Genomic DNA, 19,820 nt, shown 5'->3' on the forward strand with positions numbered 1-19,820 from the left:
GATGATCGGATATCAGGCCGAAGCCCGGAAGGGTTTGCCGAGGCAGGCCGGCGCCGCGCTGCGCGTGCGCGACCGCCCCGAGATAACAGCGAGGACGAGGATCGTCGCCAGATAAGGAAGGCTGGTCAGGAACTCGGGTGCCAGCAGCGACCAACCGGCCGCCTTGGCCTGAAGCTCCAGCGTGATGACCGCGCCGAAGAGATAGGCCCCGAGCAGAAGCCGCCCCGGCCGCCAGGAGGCGAAGACCACGAGCGCGATGGCGATCCAGCCGCGCCCGGCGGTCAGCCGCTCGGCCCACATGGGCGTCAGCACCAGCGAATAGTAAGCCCCCGCCAGCCCGGCCATGGCCCCGCCGAAGAGCACCGCGAGATAGCGCACCTTCAACACGGGATAGCCGATCGAATGGGCCGAGGAATCGCTTTCGCCGACCGCCCGCAGCACGAGGCCGGCTCTGCTGTGCTTGAGAAACCACCAGACGGCGAAGGTCAGCGCGAAGGAGGCGTAGACGATGGGCGAATAGCCGAACAGGACGCGCCAGATCGGATCGTCGCTCAAGCTTGCGGGAAAGACCGAGCCGAAGACCGGCGTGGTGATCCCGACGAAAGATGCGCCCGCCAGCGCCGAAACGCCCGTGCCGAAGATCGTCAGCGCCAGACCCGTCGCCACCTGATTGGCGGTGAGCGTCAGCGTCAGATAGGCGAAGATCAGCGAGGCGGCGGCGGCCGCCGCCATGCCGCCCAGCGCGCCGAGCGCCGGAACGCCTGTCGACACCGAGACGATGAAGCCGGTGACGGCCCCGATCAGCATCATGCCTTCGACGCCGAGATTGAGAACGCCCGACTTCTCCACCACGAGTTCGCCGAGCGCGGCGATCAGGATGGGCGTCGCCGAAGTCACGACCGCGACGATGATGGCGACGATCAGAGCCTCGTTCATGCCGGCACTCCGCTTCCGGTCTTGGTCTCAGCGGCGGGCACGGTGGCCGGGCCGCTCTTGGCCGGCAGGCCGACCGGCGCGCCGCTGCCGCCGCCCGACGCGGTCAGGCGGTAGCGCACGAGAATGTCCACCGCCAGCAGGAAGAAGAGCATCATGGCCTGGAACACGCCGATGGCGGCGGCCGGCAGGCCGATGGCCGTCTGCGCGCTTTCGCCCCCGACATAGGTCAGCGCCAGAACGAGCGCGGCCAGCACGATGCCGAGCGGATGGAGGCGACCGAGAAAGGCGACGATGATGGCGGTGAAGCCGTAGCCGACCGGAAAGGCCGGGACCATCTGACCGAACGGGCCGGCGGCCTCGAAGATACCCGCGAGACCGGCCAGCGCGCCGCCGAGCGCCATGGTCATCCAGACGACGCGCGTTTCGCGGAAGCCGCCATAGCGGGCGGCCTGCGGGCTGAGACCTACGACGCGCACCTGAAAGCCCGCGACCGTGCGCGACACCGCGAACCAGAGCGCGAGCGCCAGCGCGAGCGCCACCGGAATGCCGAGATGGATCAGCGTGCCCGGCACGACGAAGGGCAGCGTCTGGTCGGGCGAGAACATGGCCGTCTGCGGGAAGTTGAACCCCATCGGGTCCTTCCAGGGACCGCGCATCAGATAATAGAGAATCTGGATGGCGACATAGTTCAGCATCAGGCTGGACAGGATTTCCGAGACGCCCAGCGCCGTGCGCAGGAAGGCGGGAATAGCGGCCCAGACCATGCCGCCGATGATGCCCGCGACGACCATGAGCGGCAGAATCCACGGCCCGGTCATGTCGAGCGTCATGAGCGCGACGCCCGTGCCGGCAAGGCCGCCCATGACGTATTGCCCCTCCGCGCCGATGTTCCAGACATTGGCGCGGAAGCCGACCGACAATCCGACGGCGATCATGGCGAGCGGCGCGGCCTTCACCAGAAGGTCTTGCCAGCGATAGGGATCGAAGAGCGGCGTGACGAAAATCTCGCGCACCGCGCCGAGCCCGTCATAGCCCAGCAGGGTGAAGACGATCGCGCCGACGAGCAGCGTCAGCACGACAGCCAGAACCGGCGTCGCAATCAGCATGGCGCGGCTCGGCTCGCGCCGGGGAACGAAGCGAAGAGCCATCAGGCCGCCACCTCCGCATGAGTCTCGCCATGGATGCCGCCCATGAGAAGGCCGACGCGCTCGATCGAAATGCCCTTCACGTCCATGGCCGGCGACAGACGCCCTTCGTTGATGACGGCGAGCCGGTCGCAGAGTTCCAGAAGCTCGTCCAGATCCTGGCTGACGACGACGATGGCCGTGCCCTTGGCGGCCAGATCCAGCATGGCCTGCCGGATGAAGCCGGCCGCGCCGGCATCGACGCCCCAGGTCGGCTGCGAGACGACGAGAACCGTCGGCTCCTGCCCGATCTCGCGACCCATGATGAATTTCTGCAAATTGCCGCCGGACAGCGAGCGCGCGGCGGCGCGCGGCCCCGTCGCCTTGACGCCGAAACCCTTGATGACGCTTTCGGCAAAGCTCTTCGCCGCGCCCATGCGCAACAAACCGCCCGAGGCCAGCCCCTTGCGCGCGCGGGCCGAGAGAATGGCGTTTTCATAAAGCGTCATATCCGGCACGGCGGCGTGGCCGTTGCGCTCTTCCGGCACGGTGGCGAGCCCGGCGCGGCGGCGCGCGGAGACGCCGAGGCGTGCCAAATCCTGCCCGTCGATGCGCACGTTGCCCGAAACGCCCGCCGTGCGCTCGCCGGAGAGCACTTCCAGAAGCTCGTTCTGCCCGTTGCCGGCGACGCCCGCGATGCCCAGAATCTCGCCCGAGCGCACGGAGAAGGAAATGGCCTTGAGGCTCGTGCCGAAGGGCGGCAGGCCGGGCGCCGAGAGGCCGGAGACGGAAAAACGCTCCCGGCCGAGGCTGGAAGCCGGCTTTTCCGACAGAGCCTTGAGCGAGCCGCCGATCATCAGTTCGGCCATGGAGCGCGCGGTTTCCTGCCGCGGATCGCAAGTGCCCACCACCCGACCGCCGCGCAGAATCGTCGCCGTCGAGCAGAGGGTGCGGATCTCGTCCAGCTTGTGCGAGATATAGAGGATCGAGCAGCCTTCGCCCTGCAACTGCCTGAGAACGCCGAACAGCGCGTCCACCTCCTGCGGCGTCAGAACGGATGTCGGCTCGTCCATGATCAGAAGCTTCGGCTTGCCCAGAAGCGCGCGCACGATCTCGATGCGCTGGCGCTCGCCGACCGAAAGCGTGTGGACTTCGCGATGCGGGTCGAGCCCCAACCCGTAGGCGCTCATGACCTCGCGCACGCGCGCCTCCAGCTCGCGCCGGGGCGGCGGATCGTCCATGCCGAGCGCGATATTCTCCAGCACCGTCATCGCCTCGAACAGGCAGAAATGCTGGAACACCATGCCGATGCCGAGCCGGCGCGCCTCGCGGGGCGACTGGATACGCACGGCCTGTCCGTCGAAGAGCATCGTGCCCTCGTCGGCCTGCTGCACGCCGTAGATGATCTTCACCAGCGTGGACTTGCCGGCCCCGTTTTCCCCGAGCAGGGCATGGATGGCGCCGGGCGCGACGGAAAAGGAAATGTCATCGTTGGCCACGACGCCTGGAAAACGCTTCGAAATCGACTGAAGCTCAAGACGAGGCGCCATGGGCAAAGGTCCGCTACGGTTCAACCGAGATGTTATTGCACTCGTTTTGCACAAGCGCAAAGCCTGAGCAGTGGTTTTCCTCACAGGAGGATGCGAGGGCGGTCAAGATTTCGGCAGCTGCCAAAGCGGCGATCACGGCCGGGCGTTTGTCGCGCACCCGACCACCGCCGATCGGCAGGACGAGCCGCCCCACCAGAGCCCCCTCCCCCGCCTCGTCCAGGCGGCGGCGGAAGGTTTCCCGCTTGGTCCGCGAGCCGATCATTCCGACATAGGCGGCGTCCGTGCGCCGCAGCGCTTCGGCCGCGATCAGGAAGTCCAGCGCATGATCGTGCGTCAGGACGACGAAAGCCGAGCCTGCGGGCGCGCCCGGCACCTCGGCCTCGGGCACGGCGCGCAAGCGGCGCTCGACGCCGTCTGGCAGCGTCGCCAGCCGGTCGGCGCGTGTGTCGATCACCACGACCTGAAGCGGCAGCGGCAGAAGCGCGCGCGCCAGCGCCTGCCCTGTATGGCCGGCCCCGAACACATAGACAGGAGGATAGGCCTCGCGCTCGCGCGCTTCCAAGGCTTCCATGTCCGACAGAAGCGCGGCGTCGAGACGACGAAACCCGAGAGTCACATGGCCGCCGCAGCATTGGCCGATGGCGGGGCCGAGCGGGATCGCGAGGCGGCTTTCACTCTCGCCGGAGGCCAGCAGCCGCCGGGCCTCCACAATGCCTTCCATCTCCAGCGCGCCGCCGCCGACCGTGCCTTCGCAAGCCTCTGCCGTCACCAGCATGAAAGCGCCGACCTCGCGCGGGGTGGAGCCGCGCGCCTCCTCGACCCGCACGAAAACCGCAGGCCGCCCCTCGGCCATGGCCGTGCGAAGGGCGGGCAGCGCGCTCATGCGGCGCGTACCGCGCGCACGGCCGCGAGAATGCGCTCGGGCGTCGCCGGGGCGTCGAGCGCGGGGAAGCGCCGCCCTTCGCCAGCCGCGATCACCGCATCCATCAGCGCCGAAAAGACCGAGAGCGCCAGCATGAAGGGCGGCTCGCCCACCGCCTTGGAGCGGAAGATCGTGGCGGCCGGGTTGCGCCCTTTGTCCCAGAGCTTCACGCGCAGATCGTCCGGCCGGTCGTTGGCGGTCGGGATCTTGTAGGTGGAGGGCGCGTGGGTGCGCAGCCGTCCGGCCTTGTCCCAGACGAGTTCCTCCGTCGTCAGCCAGCCCATGCCCTGAATGAAGCCGCCTTCGATCTGGCCGAGATCGAGCGCCGGGTTCAAGGACTGGCCGACATCGTGGAGGATATCGGCACGCAACAAGCGGTTCTCGCCCGTCAGCGTGTCGATCACGACCTCCGCGCAGGCCGCGCCATAGGCGTAGTAATAGAACGGCTTGCCGCTCGCCGTTTCGCGGTCGTAGCGGATGCCGGGTGTGGCGTAGAAGCCGGTAGAGGAGAGCGAAACGCGGCCGAGATAGGCTTCGCCGACGAGATCGGAGAAGCGCTTTTCCACCGCGCCGATCCGCACCCGGTTCGGCAGGAACTCGATGGCATCAGGCGCGACGCGGTAGCGCTCGGCGGCAAAGGCGATCAGACGCTCCTTGATCGTGCGCGCGGCGGCCTGCGCGGCCATGCCGTTGAGGTCCGAGCCGGAGGACGCGGCCGTCGCCGAGGTGTTGGGCACCTTGGCCGTCGTGGTCGCGGTGATCTTCACCCGTTCCACGTCGATCTGGAACTCCTCGGCCACCACCTGCGCGACCTTGGTGAAGAGCCCCTGCCCCATCTCCGTGCCGCCATGGTTCAAGTGAACCGAGCCGTCCTTGTAGACATGCACCAGCGCGCCGGCCTGGTTGAGATGCGAGGTCGTGAAGGAAATGCCGAACTTCACCGGCGTCAGCGCCAGACCCTTCTTGAGGATCGGGCTTTTGGCATTGAACGCCCGCACGGCCTCGCGCCGGGCGCGGTAGTCGGAAGAGACTTCGAGTTCCTCCACCATCTCCGCGATGACGCTATCCTCCACCTTCTGATGATAAGGCGTCAGGCCCGGCTCGCCTGTGCCCATCGCGGCGTAGAAATTGCGCTTTCGCACATCCAGCGGATCGAGGCCGAGGTCGAAGCCGATCCGGTCGATCGCCCGCTCGATCGCGACCATACCCTGCGGCCCGCCGAAGCCGCGAAAGGCGGTGTTGGAGACGGTGTGCGTCTTCAGGCGGCGCGAATGGATATGGGCGGCCTTCAGGTCATAGGCATTGTCGGCATGGAACATGGCCCGGTCGGCGATCGCGCCCGACAGGTCCTTGGAATAGCCGCAGCGAATGAACTGCTGGAACTCAGCGCCCACCAGCCGCCCCTCGCCGTCATGGCCGACGCGATAGTCCGTCCGGCACTCGTGCCGCTTGCCGGTCATCTCCATGTCGTCGTCGCGGTCGAGCCGGCATTTGGCCGGGCGGCCGGTCTTCAGCGCGACCAGCGCCGCGACGGAGGCAAACAGCGCGGGCTGCGATTCCTTGCCGCCGAAGCCGCCGCCCATGCGCCGGACCTCGATCGTCACCGCATGGTCGGCGCGGCCGATGGCTTTCGCCACATTGTGCTGCACTTCGGACGGATGCTGTGTGGAGGAGCGCACGACGACGTCGCCATCCTCCTGCGGCCAGGCATAGGCGATCTGGCCTTCGAGATAGAAATGATCCTGCCCGCCCGTCTCGACCCGGCCTTCCACGATATGCGGGGCGCCGGCCAGCGCCGAGGCCGCGTCGCCTAAACGCATCTCGTGTGGGGTTAGAAGGTCCTCGCCGGCCGCATCGGCGAAGGCGACGCCCTCGTCCATCGTCACGGCGGCGGGCAGGTCTTCGTAATCCACCACGGCCAGCTTTGCAGCGGCGCGGGCCTGTTTCAGGCTGGGTGCGGCGACCGCAAAAAGCGGCTGGCCGACGAATTGCACGATGCCGTCTGCGAAGATCGGATCGTCCCCGAAGACGGGCGAATAATCGTTGATGCCCGGCACATCCTCGGCCGAGAGCACGCAGACGACGCCCTCGCCCGCGCGCACGGGGGCAAGATCCATCGCGCGGATGCGCGCATGGGCCTTGGGGCTCATGGCAAGATAGACCTGCAACGTGCCGGGAAGCTCCGGATCGTCGTCCAGGTAGTGCGCCTCGCCCGAGACGTGCTTGGCTCCACTGTCATGGCGGATCGGCTGGCCGACGCCGCCCTTCAGCCGGGTCTGCGGCAGAGCAGGCGCTTCGTCCAGCGCCTCGATGCCGACCGTGCCGGCCTCGCCCCGGTCCTGAACGCGGGTCTCGTCCATCAGGCCACCTCTTCGATCCGCGAGGGAACGCCGGCGAGTTGCAGCCGAAAGCGCTCCAGGCATCCGGCGGCGGCTTGCAGGCGATAGTCCGCGCTGGCGCGCAGATCGTCCAGCGGCTGGAAATCCTCTCGCAAAGCCTCGGCCGCCCGCGCCACGCTGTCCGCATCGAAGGGCCGGCCGATCAGCGCCGCTTCCGCCGCCGCCGCGCGCTTGGGTGTGCCCGCCATGCCGCCGAAGGCAAGGCGCGCGCTCATCACCACGCCACCGTCCAGCGTCAGCTTGAAGGCCGCGAGCACGGCCGAAATGTCCGAGTCCAGGCGTTTGGAAATCTTGTAGGCCGCAAAGCGCTCGTTCGCTTCCAGAAGCGGCACCTCCACGGCGGCGACGAATTCGCCCGGTGCGCGGTCCTGCTTGCCGTACTGGATGAAGAAATCCTCCAGCGGCAGGTTTCGCATCGTCTCGCCCCGGCGCAGGAAGAGATTGGCGCCGAGCGCAATCAGCATGGGCGGCAGGTCGCCGATCGGCGAGCCATTGGCGATATTGCCGCCGACCGTGCCCGTGTTGCGAATCTGATAGCCGGCGAAGCGGCGCATGACCTCGTCGAGATCGGGGTGGATGTCGGCAAGCCGCGCCCGCGCTTCGCGATGTGTGACCGCAGCGCCGAAAAAGAGCGAATGCGGCCCCTCCTCGATATGGCGGAGATCCTCCACGCGCGAAACGTCGATCATGACGGGAAAATCGCGATGCTGCTTCGTGACCCAGAGGCCGACATCCGTCGCGCCGGCCACCAGCGTCGCCTCCGGGTGCGCGGCATAGGTGTCGGCGAGATCGTCCACATTGCCGGGGGAGAGCCAGAGCCGCCCGTCCGCCTCGTAGCGGAAGACGCCCTCGCCGCGCGCCGCGCGCAGAGCTTCGGCCGTCGCGGCATCCTCGGCGGACGTGTCCGGCAAGGGCCGGCGCGCGAGGTCGAGCCCGGCCTCCACGATCGGCCCATAGCCGGTGCAGCGGCAGAGATTGCCCGAGATGACGTCCTTGACCGACTGCCGGTCGCTGAGCGCGCCCGTGCGCCAGCCGGAATAAAGCTGCATCACGAAGCCGGGCGTGCAGAAGCCGCATTGGCTAGCATGGCGCTCGACCATCGCCTCCTGAATCGGATGCAGCCCGTCCCGGCCGAGATGCTCGACCGTGACGACCGAGCGCCCATGCAGCGCCGGCAGAAACAGGATGCAGGCGTTGACGGCGCGGCGCTGGAGACCCCCTTCGCCGTCAGGCTCTTCGAGAAGCACGGTGCAGGCGCCGCAATCCCCTTCCGCGCAGCCTTCCTTGGTGCCGGTCAGCCGCTCGCGCGCGCCGCGCAGATATTCGAGAACCGTGGTGGTCGGCGGTAGACCTTCCACCATGCGCTCTTCGCCGTTCAGCAGAAAGCGGATCGCCTCGCCCATCTGGTTCAGCTCCCGCGATAGGTGGAATAGCCGAAGGGCGAGATCAGCAGAGGCACATGATAGTGCTTGGCCTCCGCCACGCCGAAGCGGATCACCACGTCGTCCAGGAACTTCGGCTCCGTCAGCTGAAGCCCGGAGCGGTCGAAATACGGGCCGCAGAAGAAGGTCAGCTCATAGACGCCGAAGCGGCAGGTCTCGCCCTCCAGCAGCGGCTTGTCGCAGCGCCCGTCCGCATTGGTGCGGGTTTCCACCACCAGCTCGCGCCGATCGCCTTCCACCCGGTGGAGAACGAGCTCGAGCCCGCTCGCGGGCACACCGCGCGCCGTATCGAGGACATGCGTCGTCAGCCGGCCGGCCGGCGCGTCATTGGCTGCCATGAATCGAGGAACCTTTGGTTTTGACCATCCGGTCAGGTAGTCTGCACCGGTTCGCCCATGCTCGTCCAGCCTTCGAACGCCTCCAATGTGAGAAGCCGGAAAACACCGGCGAAAAACGGCGGCATGGAAATTGCCGTGCGATCGTCGTATCGCAGAAGCGACCTCACGTTCCCGGAGACCAAGCGCCATGACGACTTCCTATCCCCGCGACATGCTTGGATATGGCCGCCGGGCGCCCGATCCGCGCTGGCCCAACCCCGGCGGCGCGGGCTCGGCCAAGATCTGCGTGCAGTTCGTGGTGAACTACGAGGAAGGCGGCGAGAACGCGATCATTCATGGCGACAAGGCCTCCGAAGCCTTTCTGTCGGAGATCGTCGGCGCGGCTCCCTGGCCGGGCCTGCGCCACATGAACATGGAATCGATCTACGAATATGGCGCGAGGGCGGGCTTCTGGCGGCTCTGGCGCATGTTCACCGAGCGCAGCCTTCCCGTCACAGTCTATGGCGTCGCGAGCGCCCTGGAGCGCAGCCCCGAGCAGGTGGCCGCCATGCAGGAAGCCGGCTGGGAGATCGCCTCGCACGGGTTGAAATGGATCGACTACCGCGACCACACGATCGAGGCCGAGCGCGCCGATATGGACGAGGCGCTTGAGCTTCATGAGGCGGTGACGGGCGAAAAGCCCCTCGGCTGGTACACCGGCCGCTCCTCGCAGCACACGCTGGAACTCGCCGCCGAGCGCGACTTCCTCTACGCCTCCGACGCCTATGCCGACGATCTGCCCTATTGGCAGGAAACGCGCACCAAGCCGCTTCTCATCCTGCCCTATACGCTCGATTCCAACGACATGCGCTTTGCCACGCCCCAGGGCTTCAACACGGGCGAGCAGTTCTACACCTATCTGAAGGACGCCTTCGACTGCCTCTACGAGGAAGGCGAGAAGGGTCAGGCCAAGATGCTGAACATCGGCCTGCATTGCCGGCTCGTCGGCCGCCCGGGACGGGCGCAGGCGCTGGCCCGCTTCCTCGATTATATCGGCTCGAAGCCCGATGTCTGGGTCGCCACGCGCGCCGACATCGCCAAGCACTGGCGCGAGCATTTCCCCTACAAGCCCTCCATCCAGCCGAGCCGGCTGGAGCGCGACATCTTTCTGCGCATGTTCGGCGGCGTGTTCGAGCATTCGCCCTATCTGGCCGAGCGCGTGCTGGAGCGCGGCATCGGTCAGGCGCATGACACGGCGCAGGGACTCTCGGCCGCCTTCGCGGTCGCCTTCCGGCGCGCCAGCGAGGTCGAGCGGCTCGCCGTTCTGCGCGCCCATCCCGATCTCGCCGGTCGCCTCGCGCTCGCCGGCGGCCTCACCGCCGAATCCTCGGCCGAGCAGGCCTCCGCCGGGCTCGACCAATTGACGCCGGACGAACTGACCCGCTTCACCGAGCTGAACGCGCGCTATGTCGGGCGCTTCGGCTTCCCCTTTATCATCGCCGTCCGGGGCCTCGACAAACACGCGATCCTTCGGGCCTTCGAGGCGCGGGTGGAGAACGATCCGGCCACGGAATTGGCCACCGCCTGCCGCGAGGTCGAGAAGATCGCCCGCCTGCGCATCACCGCGATCCTCGGAGAATAAATCCTTGAAGCGCCTGACGCCCCGCCCGCTCGACGCCGACAGCTTCCGCCCCTTCGGCGAGGTGATCGAGCCCGACAACGCGACCGAAATCCGCCTCATCAACAATGGCACGACGACGCGCTTCCACGACATTGCGCCGGTGGACGTGGCGTCGGGCGGCGGCCATGCGCTCATCTCGATCTTCCGGGGCAAGCCCTTCGCGCTGCCGCTGGAGATCGCCATGCTGGAGCGCCACCCGCTCGGCAGCCAGGCCTTCATGCCCCTCGACGCCCGCCCCTATCTCGTGGTCGTAGCGCCCGACGAGGGCGGCCAGCCGGGCGAGCCGGTGGCGTTTCTCGCCAGCGGCAAGCAGGGCGTCTCCTATGCCAAGGGCACCTGGCACCACCCCCTGATCTCGCTGGAGGACATGTCCGACTTCCTCGTCGTGGACCGGGGCGGCACGGGCAGCAATCTCGTGGAATTCTTCCTGCCCGAGCCCGTGCGCATCGAGGCGGCGTAGATCACGGGCTCTCGAACCCGACGGGACTGACCGGAACAGGCGACAGGTTTCGATCAGACCTGAGGCCGGATGCGATGGCCATCGCGCCTTTCCAACATCCGGCATTTTGCACCCGCCTTGAGTGTTATGGCTCCCGATCCATATCATCAGGATCGCGGATCATCAGGTCCAACCTGCACCCAAAAGCCGACAATACCTCATCTTTTCAATCTCTTGCGTTGAGGCCTTCTTCACAGCCGCATGCGAACGTAACCACAATCATGGCGCGTTCGATTCGGTGTTGGCATGGCTACGACAAGTCCCCGTCGGTTGCTTTATGGACTGACGGCTCTCTCGCATTTGGTCGTCTTTCCGCTCGCATGGCTCGCGGATCTCGCGATCGATTTCGGGGAACTGGCCAAGCTTTATGGGATCAGCCTTCCGTTTGCCTGCGGTGTCGTCCTCTACGCGATCCGTCAGCGGATGGAGATGCTGCGCGTCGCTCTGGATTGCGTGATGTGCGGTCTTCTTCTGACGGTGCCGGTCGGCATCTCGACCTATATCGCGATGGGCGCCGACCATCTCCTCGCGGACGAGGCGCTGGCCCGCATGGACGCGACCCTCGGCTTCGACTGGAACGGCTTCATCCGTTTCGTCGATGCTCGCTGGCTTCTGGCGGAGGCTCTTTTACAAGCCTACCAAAGCTTCGCCTTGCAATTGGTTCTCGTGCCGGTTCTGCTAGCCGTTTTCTCGCAACCGGCACGGGCTTATGCGATGGTGACCAGCTATGGCGTTTTGTGCTTCGCCTCCAGCCTGATCTCCGTCTGGTATCCGGCCCTGGGAACTTACACGTCTTACGGCAGCACAGCGGAATCCCTCACGCACATCAATGCACATTTCGGGTTCGCCTTCCTGAAGCAGTTTCACGCGGTTCGTAACGACCCAGCCTTCGTCTTCTCAATGGCGCGGATGATGGGCATCCTGACGTTTCCATCGGTGCATGCCGCCGTAGCGATGCTTTGCGCATGGGCCATGTGGCCCATCCGTCCGCTGCGCTATCCCTTCCTTCTGCTCAACATTCTCATGACGGTTTCGGCCGTTTCACATGCCGGCCATTACCTCGCCGACATTATCGCCGGCATTGGCATCGCAGCGGCAACGATTGCCATCGTCAACAAGCTTTGCCTTCAGCACCAACGCAGCGAGTTTGGCGGCACACGCATCGCGGTCGTTTGAATGCGGCCGAGCGCGTCGAGGTAAGGGGCCGAACAATTAAAGCTCTTATCGTCATCTCTGCTGTCTTTCCGCCTTGAAGGCCCCTCGCGGCGCGACATTTGGCTCGCATCGTCGCCGCGAAGGAACCGCCATGCCCGGCCGCACGCCTCCCCCCTTCATTCTGGCCATGGCCATCATCCTCGCCCTTTGCGGCGCGGCGCTGCTTGCGGGCGGCGTCTGGCTGCTGACGCATGGCGGGTCGGCCTATTATGTCGTCGCCTCCGTTCTGTTCCTCGTCACCGCGCTTCTTCTCTACCGGCGCAAGCCGGAGGCCCTTGCGGTCTATGCCGCGCTCGTCGTCGGCACGCTGATCTGGGCGCTCTATGAGGTCGGCTTCGATTGGTGGCCGCTGGCGGCGCGCGGCGACGTCGTGTTCATTCTGGGTGGGCTCCTGCTCCTGCCCGTCGTGACACGTGAACTCGGCCGACGCTCGGTGGCGGACGCGCTGGATGGCCGCCATCCCACCGCACCCTCGGCCCTCAGCGGCACAGGCGCGATGCTGTCGGGTTCGCTCGTCGTGGCCGTCGCGGTCGCGGCCACCTCCTGGTTCGTCGATCTGCACCGGACGGAAGGCGAATTGCCGGGCGTGCGCACGCGCGTCGCGGGCGATGCGCAGGGCATTCCGGCCGGCGAATGGCAGGCCTATGGGCGCACCCAAGGCGGGCAGCGCTGGTCGCCGCTCGCCGATATCACGCCCGCCAATGTCTCCGATCTGGAAGAAGCCTGGCAATTCCACACGGGCGACAAGCCGCAGCCCGGCGATCCGAAGGAAACCACGTTCGAGGTGACGCCGCTCAAGATCGGCGAGCGGCTCTATCTTTGCACGCCGCACCAGAGCGTCATCGCGCTGAACGCGACGACCGGCGAAGAGGTCTGGCGCTACGATCCGCGCATTCAGGGCGAACTCGCGCTCCAGCACCTGACCTGCCGGGGCCTCGCCTATCAGCCGCCGGGCGCGGCGCCCGCTGCCGCCGCGCAGCCTGCTCCCACACAAGCCACGGCCGAGAACCCGAACGCGCCGGCTGGCACAGCCTCCGAGCTGTCCGCCCAAGGCGGCCTCACCGCGCCGCAAGAGCGCAGGCAGTCCGGCGCGCCGACAGAGGGCGCGCCCGCGCGTCAGGAGGGCGGCGCGGCCGACCCAGGCCTGCCGGTGGCCACCGCCAGCGCCGAGACGGCAGTCTGCGACGCCAAGCTCTTCATGCCGACGGCAGACGCGCGCCTGATCGCGCTCGATCCGGAAACCGGCCATGTCTGCTCGAATTTCGGCGGCGGCGACGGTCAGATCGATCTCTGGACCAGCATGCCCAACGTCAATCCGGGCTCCTACTACTCCACCTCGCCGCCCATCGTGATGGACAATCTCGTGGTGGTCGGCGGCACGGTGCTGGACAACGTCTCGACCGCCGAAGCTTCGGGCGTCATCCGCGCCTTCGACATTTCGACCGGCCAGCTCGTCTGGAACTGGGATTCGGGCAATCCGAACGAGACGACGCCCCTGCCGGAAGGGCAGACCTATACGCCGAACTCGCCCAATTCCTGGTCGATCATGAGTGCCGATCCGCAGCTCGGCCTCGTCTATGTGCCGCTCGGCAACCAGCCGCCGGACCAGTGGGGCGCCAATCGCTCGCAAAACGTGGAGCGCTATTCCTCCGCCGTGGTTGCGCTCGACATCCGCACCGGTCAGGCCCGCTGGCACTTCCAGACCGTGCATCACGATCTCTGGGATTATGACGTGCCGGCGCAGGCGAGCCTGATCGATCTGCCGATCAATGGCGAGACAGTCCCCGCGCTGGTCCAACCCACCAAGCAGGGCGAACTCTTCGTGCTTGACCGGCGCACGGGCCAGCCGGTTCTGCCCGTGACCGAGAAGCGCGCACCGGGCGGCGCGGTCGCGCCCGACCATACGGCACCGACGCAGCCGGTCTCGCAGGCGAGCTTCGATCCGAAGGCGCTGCGCGAGAAGGACATGTGGGGCGCGACCATGTTCGATCAGCTCCTGTGCCGCATCGCCTTCCATTCCTATCGCTATGACGGCCGCTTCACCCCGCCCTCGCTTCAGGGATCGATCATCTATCCGGGCAATTTCGGCGTCTTCAACTGGGGCTCGGTGGCGGTCGATCCGCAGCGCGCCGTCCTGTTCGGCACGCCCGCGCATCTGGCCTTCCTGTCCACGCTCGTTCCGCGACCCAAGGACGAAACGCTGGTGGTGAACCAGCAAAAGCCCGAAGGCGCGCTGCCGGCGCTGAACGAGAATTTCGGCGCGCCCTATGCGATCAATCTGCGCCCCTTCACCTCCGTGCTCGGCCTGCCCTGTCAGGCTCCGCCCTGGGGCAATGTCGCAGGCGTCGATCTGACCACGGGCGAGACGGTCTGGATGCACAAGAACGGCACGGTGCGCGATGCCGCCCCCTTCCCGATGATCCCCTTCGAGATGGGCGTGCCCAATCTCGGCGGGCCGATCATGACGGCGGGCGGCGTCGCTTTCCTGTCGGGTACGCTGGACTATTACGTGCGCGGCTATGATGTGACGACGGGTCAGGAACTCTGGCGCTCGCGCCTGCCGGCCGGCGGCCAGTCGACGCCCATGACCCATCGCGGCGCGGACGGGCGGCAGTATCTGCTCGTGGTGGCCGGCGGCCACGGCTCGCTCGGCACCAAGCGGGGCGATTCGGTGATCGCCTACGCGCTGCCGAAACAGTAGGTCGCTCGACGGGCATGAAAAAGGCGGCGCGCGATGGTCTCGCGCGCCGCCTTTTGTTTTTCAGAGATCACACGAGCCGTCTCTTGAGGTCTCAAGCCGCCAAGTGCGCGCGGACCTCGTGCAGATCGGCCGCTACCATCCGGCAGAGGGCGCGGATTTCGTCGGTCGCGGGCAGCAGGTCGGGGATCATCACTGTGCGCATCCCGGCCGCCGCCGCCGCGCGAACGCCATTCTGGGAATCCTCCAGCGCCAGACACGCGGCGGGATCGACACCCAGGACTTCCGCCGCGCGCAGGAACGGGTCGGGCGCGGGCTTGCCCTTGGCATAGTCGCCGCTCGCGATCACCGCATCGAAGCGCGATGCCAGACCATGCAGCGCTAGATTGAAGGCAACGTCCTCATGCGGGGACGACGTGCAGATGGCGCGTGGGATCTTCAGCGCGTCGAGATGGTCGAGCAGTTCCACGACGCCGGCCTTCAGCGCCAGACCCGCCTTCAAGGCCACGTAATGCCGCCGCCAGACCGCGCCGAAGGCTTCGATGTCCTGCGCCTCGCCGAAGACGTCTTGGAGATAGACCCGGTTGATCGTCCAGGGGCGGCCGACCATGACGAGGAAGTCGTCATGCGTGGCAACATGGCCGACCTCGGACGACGCCGCCAAAAAAGCGTCGCGGCTCAATACTTCGCTGTCGAACAGAAGCCCGTCCATGTCGAAGATGACGGCGGCCGGCCGCGTGGAGGCGTTCGGGGTCGCTTCGTTCGGGGTCAAAGGCGCGTTCCTTCCGGCTCTGGAAGGGCTTCCCTTTTCAGGGTGCGCGCGCTTTTGCAAGAGAGGGACGGCGCTCTCGCAAGCGCCGCCGCTGCCCGATCAGCCGCGCTTGCGCACGAACTCCGTGCGCAGGACGAGGCCCTTGATGCTCTCGTGGCGGCAGTCGATCTCTTCCGGGTTGTCGGTCAGGCGGATCGAGCGGATCACCGTGCCCTGTTTCAGGGTCTGTCCCGCGCCCTTTACCTTCAGATCCTTGATCAGCGACACGCTGTCGCCATCGGCCAGGACATTGCCGGCGGCGTCCCGCACCTGCGTCCGGGCGCTGGCCGTGGTCGCCATTTCGGAGGCCGGACGCCATTCGCCCGTCGCCTCGTCATAGATGTAATCGTCGTCGCTCATCGCGCGCCTCGCTTGTGGTTGGCAGGCCGCCGCAAGCCGATAGGCTCGCATCTGACGAGACCATCCGATTGCGGCGGATGATCCAGCGATTAGACGACCTGCGACATTCTGTCCAATACCGCGTCAGGCGAAGCGGCGCGCCGCCGCGCCGTGCTCGGCGCGCAGCCTCGCGATGTCGATCCCGACCGGCTGTCCGTCGAGAACGCGCCAGCGCCCCGCCACCATGACCCGGTCCGCCCGCGCCGCGCCGCACAGAACCAGCGCCGCGATCGGATCATGCGCGCCGGAAAAGCGCAGCTCGTCCAGCGTGAAGAGCGCGAGATCGGCCTGGAGCCCCGGCGCGATGCGGCCGATATCGGCGCGCCCGAGGCAGGCCGCCGAGCCCGATGTGGCATAGCGCAAGGCATCGCGCGCCGTGACCGCGGAGGCCGAGCCGGTGCGCAGCCGGCCGAGCATGAGGGCGTGGCGCACGCCTTCCATCAGGTTGGAGCCATCGTTGGAGGCCGAGCCGTCGACGCCGAGCCCGACCGGACTGCCCGCCGCTTCCAGTTCGGAGACGGGACAGAAGCCCGAGGCGAGCACGGCGTTGGAGGTCGGGCAATGGCAGACGCCGACCTTGTGCGCGCCGAGCCGCCGGCATTCCTCCGAGGTGAAATGGATGCCATGCGCCAGCCAGGTGCGCGGCCCCATCCAGCCGACTTCTTCCAGATAATCCACCGGGCGGCACTGGAAGCGGGCTTCGCAGAAGCGGTTCTCGTCTTCGGTTTCGCCGAGATGCGTGTGAAGCCGGCAGTCGAAGCGCTCGGCCAGCGCGGCGCTTTGCTGCATCAGGCTCTTGGTGACGGAAAAGGGCGAGCAGGGCGCGAGCGCGATCTGCACCATGGCCCCGTCCGAGCGATCATGCAGCCCATTCAACAGGCGCTCGGAATCGGCGAGGATGTCGTCCTCGTCCTGCACCACGCTATCGGGCGGCAGACCGCCATCCTTCTGGCTCAAGTTCATCGAGCCGCGCGTCAGCGTCACGCGGATACCCAAGGCGCGGGCCTCTTCGGCCTCGATATCGATCGCCCGCTCCAGCCCTTTCGGGAAGAGGTAATGGTGGTCGGCCGCCGTGGTGCAGCCCGACAGCAAAAGCTCGGTCAGTGCGAGGCGGACGGACTGGCGAAAGCTGTCTTCATCGAGCCGTGCCCAGATCGGGTAGAGCGCCTGGAGCCAGGGAAAAAGCTCCTTGTCGATCGCGCTCGGATGGGCGCGCGTCAGCGTCTGGTAGAAATGATGATGCGTGTTGACGAGGCCGGGCAGGACGACGTGGCGCGAACAGTCGAACACCTCGTCCACCGGGGCGGCGGGCGCGCCGCCCGAGGGCACGAGTTCGGCGATGCGCCCGTCTTCCACCACGATGCCGCCGGCGGCGGCCGGCTCCAGAACGGCGAGCGGGTCTTTCAGGAAAAGCCGGCTCATGCGGCCTCACGCAGTGGCTGGAGGCCGCCGGTGCGGGCGAGGAAGTCCAGAATGGCGGCAAGGCCCTCGCGGCGGGAGAGGTCGGCAAAGACGAAAGGCAGCGCGCCGCGCCCCTTGGCGGCGTCCGCCTTCATACGCTCCAGATCGGCCCCGACATGAGGGGCGAGATCGGTCTTGTTGACGACGAGAAGGTCGGAGCGCGTGATCGCCGGCCCGCCCTTGCGCGGGATATCGTCGCCTTGGCAGACGGAAATCACGTAGATCGAGAGATCGACCAGATCGGGCGAGAAGGTCGCGGCAAGATTGTCGCCGCCCGATTCCACGAGGATGAGATCGAGGTCCGGATGGCGCGCGTTCAGCGTCGCGATGGCGCGGAGGTTGAGCGAGGCGTCCTCGCGGATCGCCGTGTGCGGGCAGCCGCCCGTCTCGACGCCCAGGATGCGATCGGCCGACAGCGCCTGCCGACGCACCAGCGCCTCGGCATCCTCGGTCGTGTAGATGTCGTTCGTGACGACGGCAATCGACCATTGGTCGCGCGCGGCGAGGCAAATCTTTTCGCAGAGCGTCGTCTTGCCGGAGCCGACCGGGCCGCCGATGCCGACGCGAAGCGGGCCGTTGCGGCGGCGAGGGGCGAGGCTCGGGGTCGGGGTTGGATCGCTCATGTCAGGAACAGTCTCGGTTGCAGGGTTTCGTGGCGCAGCGCCGCGATGTCGGAGAGGATCGCGGCCGAGCCGAGATCATCCAGGGTCGAAATAGCCGCCTTCTGCGTGGCCAGCTCGAACACGGGTTCCAGCCGCCGCATGACGCGCACGCCCTCGCGCTGGCCGAGCGGCACGAGGCGGACGGCGACGCTGACAAGATTGGCGGCGAAGGCATGGGCGAAGGCCAGAAGCGCCGGGCGCAGCAAGACGCCCTCGCGCGCGGCGAGCGCGCCGAGCACCACGGGATAGGCGGCCGCCTCCCCTTCGGGCTCCGCCCCCCAGGGCGCGGCGGCTTCCGCGAAGGCGCGGCCGAGGTCGAGCGTTTCGCGGCGGCGCTCGGCCGAGCCGGCGGAGGCGCGGGCGAGTTCGGTTAAATCGGTCCAGTCGGTGCCTGCGCCCGGCCCGCGCAAGCGGTGCGCTCCAGCCAGAAATACGAGATCGTTCCAGCCGCTGCCATGGAGCAGCAGCGTCTCGACCCAAGTGAAGAGCGCGTCGCCATCCCGCACCTGTCCGTGCGCGATGGCGGCTTCCAGCCCATGCGAATAGGCGAAGGCCCCGATCGGGAAGGCCGGCGAAGTCCAGGTGAGGAGGCGCGCCAGCGCGGCGAGCCCCTCCGAGCCCTCGCCCGACCCACCTCGCCCGTCACCCTCAGCCATGGGAGTGGGTATGGTCATGGCCGTGTGTATGCCCGTGCGAATGGGGCGTTGCGCCCGGCGTCGCATAGGCGCCGCCGACCGGATCGAAGGCCGCTTCGACCTCATGGATATGCGCGCCGAGTTCCAGGAGCATGTCGCGGATCACATGATCGCGGCGCACCAGAATGCGCTTGGCCTCGATCTGGCAGGGCAGATGCCGGTTCCCGAGCTGCCAGGCGAGCGTCAGGAGATGCACGGCGTCGCGCCCCTCGATCGCATAAAGCTCCTCGGGCTTGGCCCGCACCACGACATAACGCCCGTCCGACAGGGTGATGGCGTCCCCCTCGCGCAGGAGGCGAGCTTCGGCGAGGTCGAGCAGGAAGGCGATGCCGTGGTCGCTGACCATCGCCATGCGGCGGCGATGACGCTGCGCCTCGTCCAGCGTGATGGTGTCGGCGGCCTCCCCGATAAAGGCGCCGCGTTCGATGATGCTATTGGCCTCGATCACGCAGATGAACTCGCTACTTTTGAAGGCGAAAGGTCAATCGACCCCAGGGAAAAAGTCCGGATCGAGAATGTCGTCGATCCCGAACGGACAGGAAAGCGGAAAGGTCTCCAAAGCCATGTTCGTCTCTGCGACCGCGCTCAAACGGGCCAGAGCATATTCCTCCTCCAGCACTTCGGCCGGATAGGATCGCAGACTCGGACTTTGGCGCAGACGGCGCGCGATCCGCATCCGCTGTTCGGCGATGGTCGCCCGCCAGCTATTGGAGCGCTTCGAGGGCTGAAACTGCCATTTCAGAAGATGAGCCAGGAGAACGCACAGCCGGTTCTCGATCTCGCTTTGCTGTGACGAGCCCAAATCCTCGATTTCCTCGGCGAGTCTTGTTGTGTCGAGACCGGAGGCATCCGCGCTCCGCTCTCGCAGGAGCTGAGCTTGCTGGCGCGTCCAAAGAAAGAAATCGCGATCGTAGAGCGTCGGCCGGCCAGCACGCGACCGGCTCGTTCCGCCTGTCTGAAACACCGGCCCCATGTCCTGCTTCTCCTTCGGCTGCGCCATGGCAGGCCC

The 19,820-nt window shown here is 67.0% G+C and carries 18 protein-coding genes; 4 read left to right on the plus strand and 14 right to left on the minus strand.

The annotated features are described in order from the left end of the window. Positions 1 to 12 precede the first annotated feature (12 nt). Genes AUL36_RS04480 through uraH form a run of 7 tightly spaced genes read right to left on the minus strand, consistent with a single transcriptional unit; the run spans position 13 to position 8,711 of the window. A complete protein-coding gene (locus AUL36_RS04480; protein ID WP_058601324.1) occupies positions 13 to 936 on the minus strand; it encodes an ABC transporter permease in 924 nt (307 codons plus the stop codon). Beyond that, positions 933 to 2,084, minus strand: coding sequence for an ABC transporter permease (locus AUL36_RS04485; protein WP_062218470.1), 1,152 nt, complete (start codon positions 2,082 to 2,084; stop codon positions 933 to 935). The genes AUL36_RS04480 and AUL36_RS04485 overlap by 4 nt, the downstream gene beginning before the upstream one ends. Then, on the minus strand, positions 2,084 to 3,610 hold the full coding sequence (locus tag AUL36_RS04490; protein WP_062218472.1) for an ABC transporter ATP-binding protein: 1,527 nt from the start codon (positions 3,608 to 3,610) through the stop codon (positions 2,084 to 2,086). The genes AUL36_RS04485 and AUL36_RS04490 overlap by 1 nt, the downstream gene beginning before the upstream one ends. A 13-nt stretch (positions 3,611 to 3,623) precedes the next feature. After that, the gene (gene xdhC / locus AUL36_RS04495) at positions 3,624 to 4,493 is read right to left on the minus strand and encodes a xanthine dehydrogenase accessory protein XdhC (protein ID WP_062218474.1); all 870 of its coding nucleotides are present in this window, start codon (positions 4,491 to 4,493) and stop codon (positions 3,624 to 3,626) included. Further along, a complete protein-coding gene (gene xdhB / locus AUL36_RS04500) occupies positions 4,490 to 6,892 on the minus strand; it encodes a xanthine dehydrogenase molybdopterin binding subunit (RefSeq protein WP_156418256.1) in 2,403 nt (800 codons plus the stop codon). Before xdhB ends, xdhC begins: the two co-directional genes overlap by 4 nt. Then, positions 6,892 to 8,334 (minus strand): xanthine dehydrogenase small subunit, encoded by a 1,443-nt coding sequence (gene xdhA, locus AUL36_RS04505; RefSeq protein ID WP_062218476.1) that lies wholly within the window; start codon positions 8,332 to 8,334, stop codon positions 6,892 to 6,894. Before xdhA ends, xdhB begins: the two co-directional genes overlap by 1 nt. A 5-nt stretch (positions 8,335 to 8,339) precedes the next feature. Next, a complete protein-coding gene (gene uraH / locus AUL36_RS04510; RefSeq protein ID WP_058635148.1) occupies positions 8,340 to 8,711 on the minus strand; it encodes a hydroxyisourate hydrolase in 372 nt (123 codons plus the stop codon). A 187-nt stretch (positions 8,712 to 8,898) separates the two neighbouring features. Between uraH and puuE the strand changes: the two genes are divergently transcribed. From puuE to AUL36_RS04530, 4 genes are all read left to right on the plus strand, one after another. After that, positions 8,899 to 10,332, plus strand: coding sequence for an allantoinase PuuE (gene puuE / locus AUL36_RS04515; protein WP_062218478.1), 1,434 nt, complete (start codon positions 8,899 to 8,901; stop codon positions 10,330 to 10,332). Positions 10,333 to 10,336: 4 nt separating this feature from the next. Beyond that, entirely contained in the window at positions 10,337 to 10,831 is a 495-nt protein-coding gene (locus AUL36_RS04520) for an ureidoglycolate lyase (protein WP_062218479.1), read from the plus strand. A gap of 285 nt (positions 10,832 to 11,116) precedes the next feature. Further along, the gene (locus tag AUL36_RS04525; protein WP_082655555.1) at positions 11,117 to 12,046 is read left to right on the plus strand and encodes a phosphatase PAP2 family protein; all 930 of its coding nucleotides are present in this window, start codon (positions 11,117 to 11,119) and stop codon (positions 12,044 to 12,046) included. 130 nt (positions 12,047 to 12,176) lie between these two features. Then, complete coding sequence (locus AUL36_RS04530; protein WP_082655557.1) at positions 12,177 to 14,786, plus strand: membrane-bound PQQ-dependent dehydrogenase, glucose/quinate/shikimate family; 2,610 nt, start codon at positions 12,177 to 12,179, stop codon at positions 14,784 to 14,786. Positions 14,787 to 14,877: 91 nt separating this feature from the next. Here AUL36_RS04530 and AUL36_RS04535 read toward each other — a convergent pair whose 3' ends face one another. From AUL36_RS04535 to AUL36_RS04565, 7 genes are all read right to left on the minus strand, one after another. After that, on the minus strand, positions 14,878 to 15,555 hold the full coding sequence (locus AUL36_RS04535) for an HAD family hydrolase (protein WP_202814738.1): 678 nt from the start codon (positions 15,553 to 15,555) through the stop codon (positions 14,878 to 14,880). A 99-nt stretch (positions 15,556 to 15,654) separates the two neighbouring features. Next, positions 15,655 to 15,954: an alkylphosphonate utilization protein gene (locus tag AUL36_RS04540; RefSeq protein WP_058601333.1), complete on the minus strand. Its 300-nt coding sequence runs from the start codon at positions 15,952 to 15,954 to the stop codon at positions 15,655 to 15,657. A 123-nt stretch (positions 15,955 to 16,077) separates the two neighbouring features. Then, positions 16,078 to 17,415: an 8-oxoguanine deaminase gene (locus AUL36_RS04545; protein WP_062218484.1), complete on the minus strand. Its 1,338-nt coding sequence runs from the start codon at positions 17,413 to 17,415 to the stop codon at positions 16,078 to 16,080. Then, entirely contained in the window at positions 17,412 to 18,077 is a 666-nt protein-coding gene (ureG, locus tag AUL36_RS04550) for an urease accessory protein UreG (protein ID WP_058601335.1), read from the minus strand. Before ureG ends, AUL36_RS04545 begins: the two co-directional genes overlap by 4 nt. Next, a complete protein-coding gene (locus tag AUL36_RS04555) occupies positions 18,074 to 18,790 on the minus strand; it encodes an urease accessory protein UreF (RefSeq protein ID WP_244497027.1) in 717 nt (238 codons plus the stop codon). The genes ureG and AUL36_RS04555 overlap by 4 nt, the downstream gene beginning before the upstream one ends. Then, on the minus strand, positions 18,765 to 19,259 hold the full coding sequence (locus AUL36_RS04560; protein ID WP_062218488.1) for an urease accessory protein UreE: 495 nt from the start codon (positions 19,257 to 19,259) through the stop codon (positions 18,765 to 18,767). The genes AUL36_RS04555 and AUL36_RS04560 overlap by 26 nt, the downstream gene beginning before the upstream one ends. Before the next feature lie 33 nt (positions 19,260 to 19,292). Continuing rightward, entirely contained in the window at positions 19,293 to 19,811 is a 519-nt protein-coding gene (locus AUL36_RS04565) for a DUF29 domain-containing protein (protein ID WP_244497028.1), read from the minus strand. Positions 19,812 to 19,820: the final 9 nt, after the last annotated feature.

The sequence above is a fragment of the Aureimonas sp. D3 genome (genome assembly GCF_001463805.1).
GTDB classification, from domain to species: Bacteria; Pseudomonadota; Alphaproteobacteria; order Rhizobiales; family Rhizobiaceae; genus Aureimonas; species Aureimonas ureilytica_A.

Bases quoted from the DNA above. Each gene is read 5' to 3' on its own strand.
- AUL36_RS04545 (WP_062218484.1), bottom strand. From the start codon at position 17,415: ATGAGCCGGCTTTTCCTGAAAGACCCGCTCGCCGTTCTGGAGCCGGCC.
- xdhC (WP_062218474.1), bottom strand. From the start codon at position 4,493: ATGAGCGCGCTGCCCGCCCTTCGCACGGCCATGGCCGAGGGGCGGCCT.
- AUL36_RS04480 (WP_058601324.1), bottom strand. From the start codon at position 936: ATGAACGAGGCTCTGATCGTCGCCATCATCGTCGCGGTCGTGACTTCG.
- AUL36_RS04555 (WP_244497027.1), bottom strand. From the start codon at position 18,790: ATGACCATACCCACTCCCATGGCTGAGGGTGACGGGCGAGGTGGGTCG.
- AUL36_RS04565 (WP_244497028.1), bottom strand. From the start codon at position 19,811: ATGGCGCAGCCGAAGGAGAAGCAGGACATGGGGCCGGTGTTTCAGACA.
- AUL36_RS04540 (WP_058601333.1), bottom strand. From the start codon at position 15,954: ATGAGCGACGACGATTACATCTATGACGAGGCGACGGGCGAATGGCGT.
- AUL36_RS04485 (WP_062218470.1), bottom strand. From the start codon at position 2,084: ATGGCTCTTCGCTTCGTTCCCCGGCGCGAGCCGAGCCGCGCCATGCTG.
- AUL36_RS04530 (WP_082655557.1), top strand. From the start codon at position 12,177: ATGCCCGGCCGCACGCCTCCCCCCTTCATTCTGGCCATGGCCATCATC.
- xdhA (WP_062218476.1), bottom strand. From the start codon at position 8,334: ATGGGCGAGGCGATCCGCTTTCTGCTGAACGGCGAAGAGCGCATGGTG.
- uraH (WP_058635148.1), bottom strand. From the start codon at position 8,711: ATGGCAGCCAATGACGCGCCGGCCGGCCGGCTGACGACGCATGTCCTC.
- ureG (WP_058601335.1), bottom strand. From the start codon at position 18,077: ATGAGCGATCCAACCCCGACCCCGAGCCTCGCCCCTCGCCGCCGCAAC.
- puuE (WP_062218478.1), top strand. From the start codon at position 8,899: ATGACGACTTCCTATCCCCGCGACATGCTTGGATATGGCCGCCGGGCG.
- AUL36_RS04490 (WP_062218472.1), bottom strand. From the start codon at position 3,610: ATGGCGCCTCGTCTTGAGCTTCAGTCGATTTCGAAGCGTTTTCCAGGC.
- AUL36_RS04525 (WP_082655555.1), top strand. From the start codon at position 11,117: ATGGCTACGACAAGTCCCCGTCGGTTGCTTTATGGACTGACGGCTCTC.
- xdhB (WP_156418256.1), bottom strand. From the start codon at position 6,892: ATGGACGAGACCCGCGTTCAGGACCGGGGCGAGGCCGGCACGGTCGGC.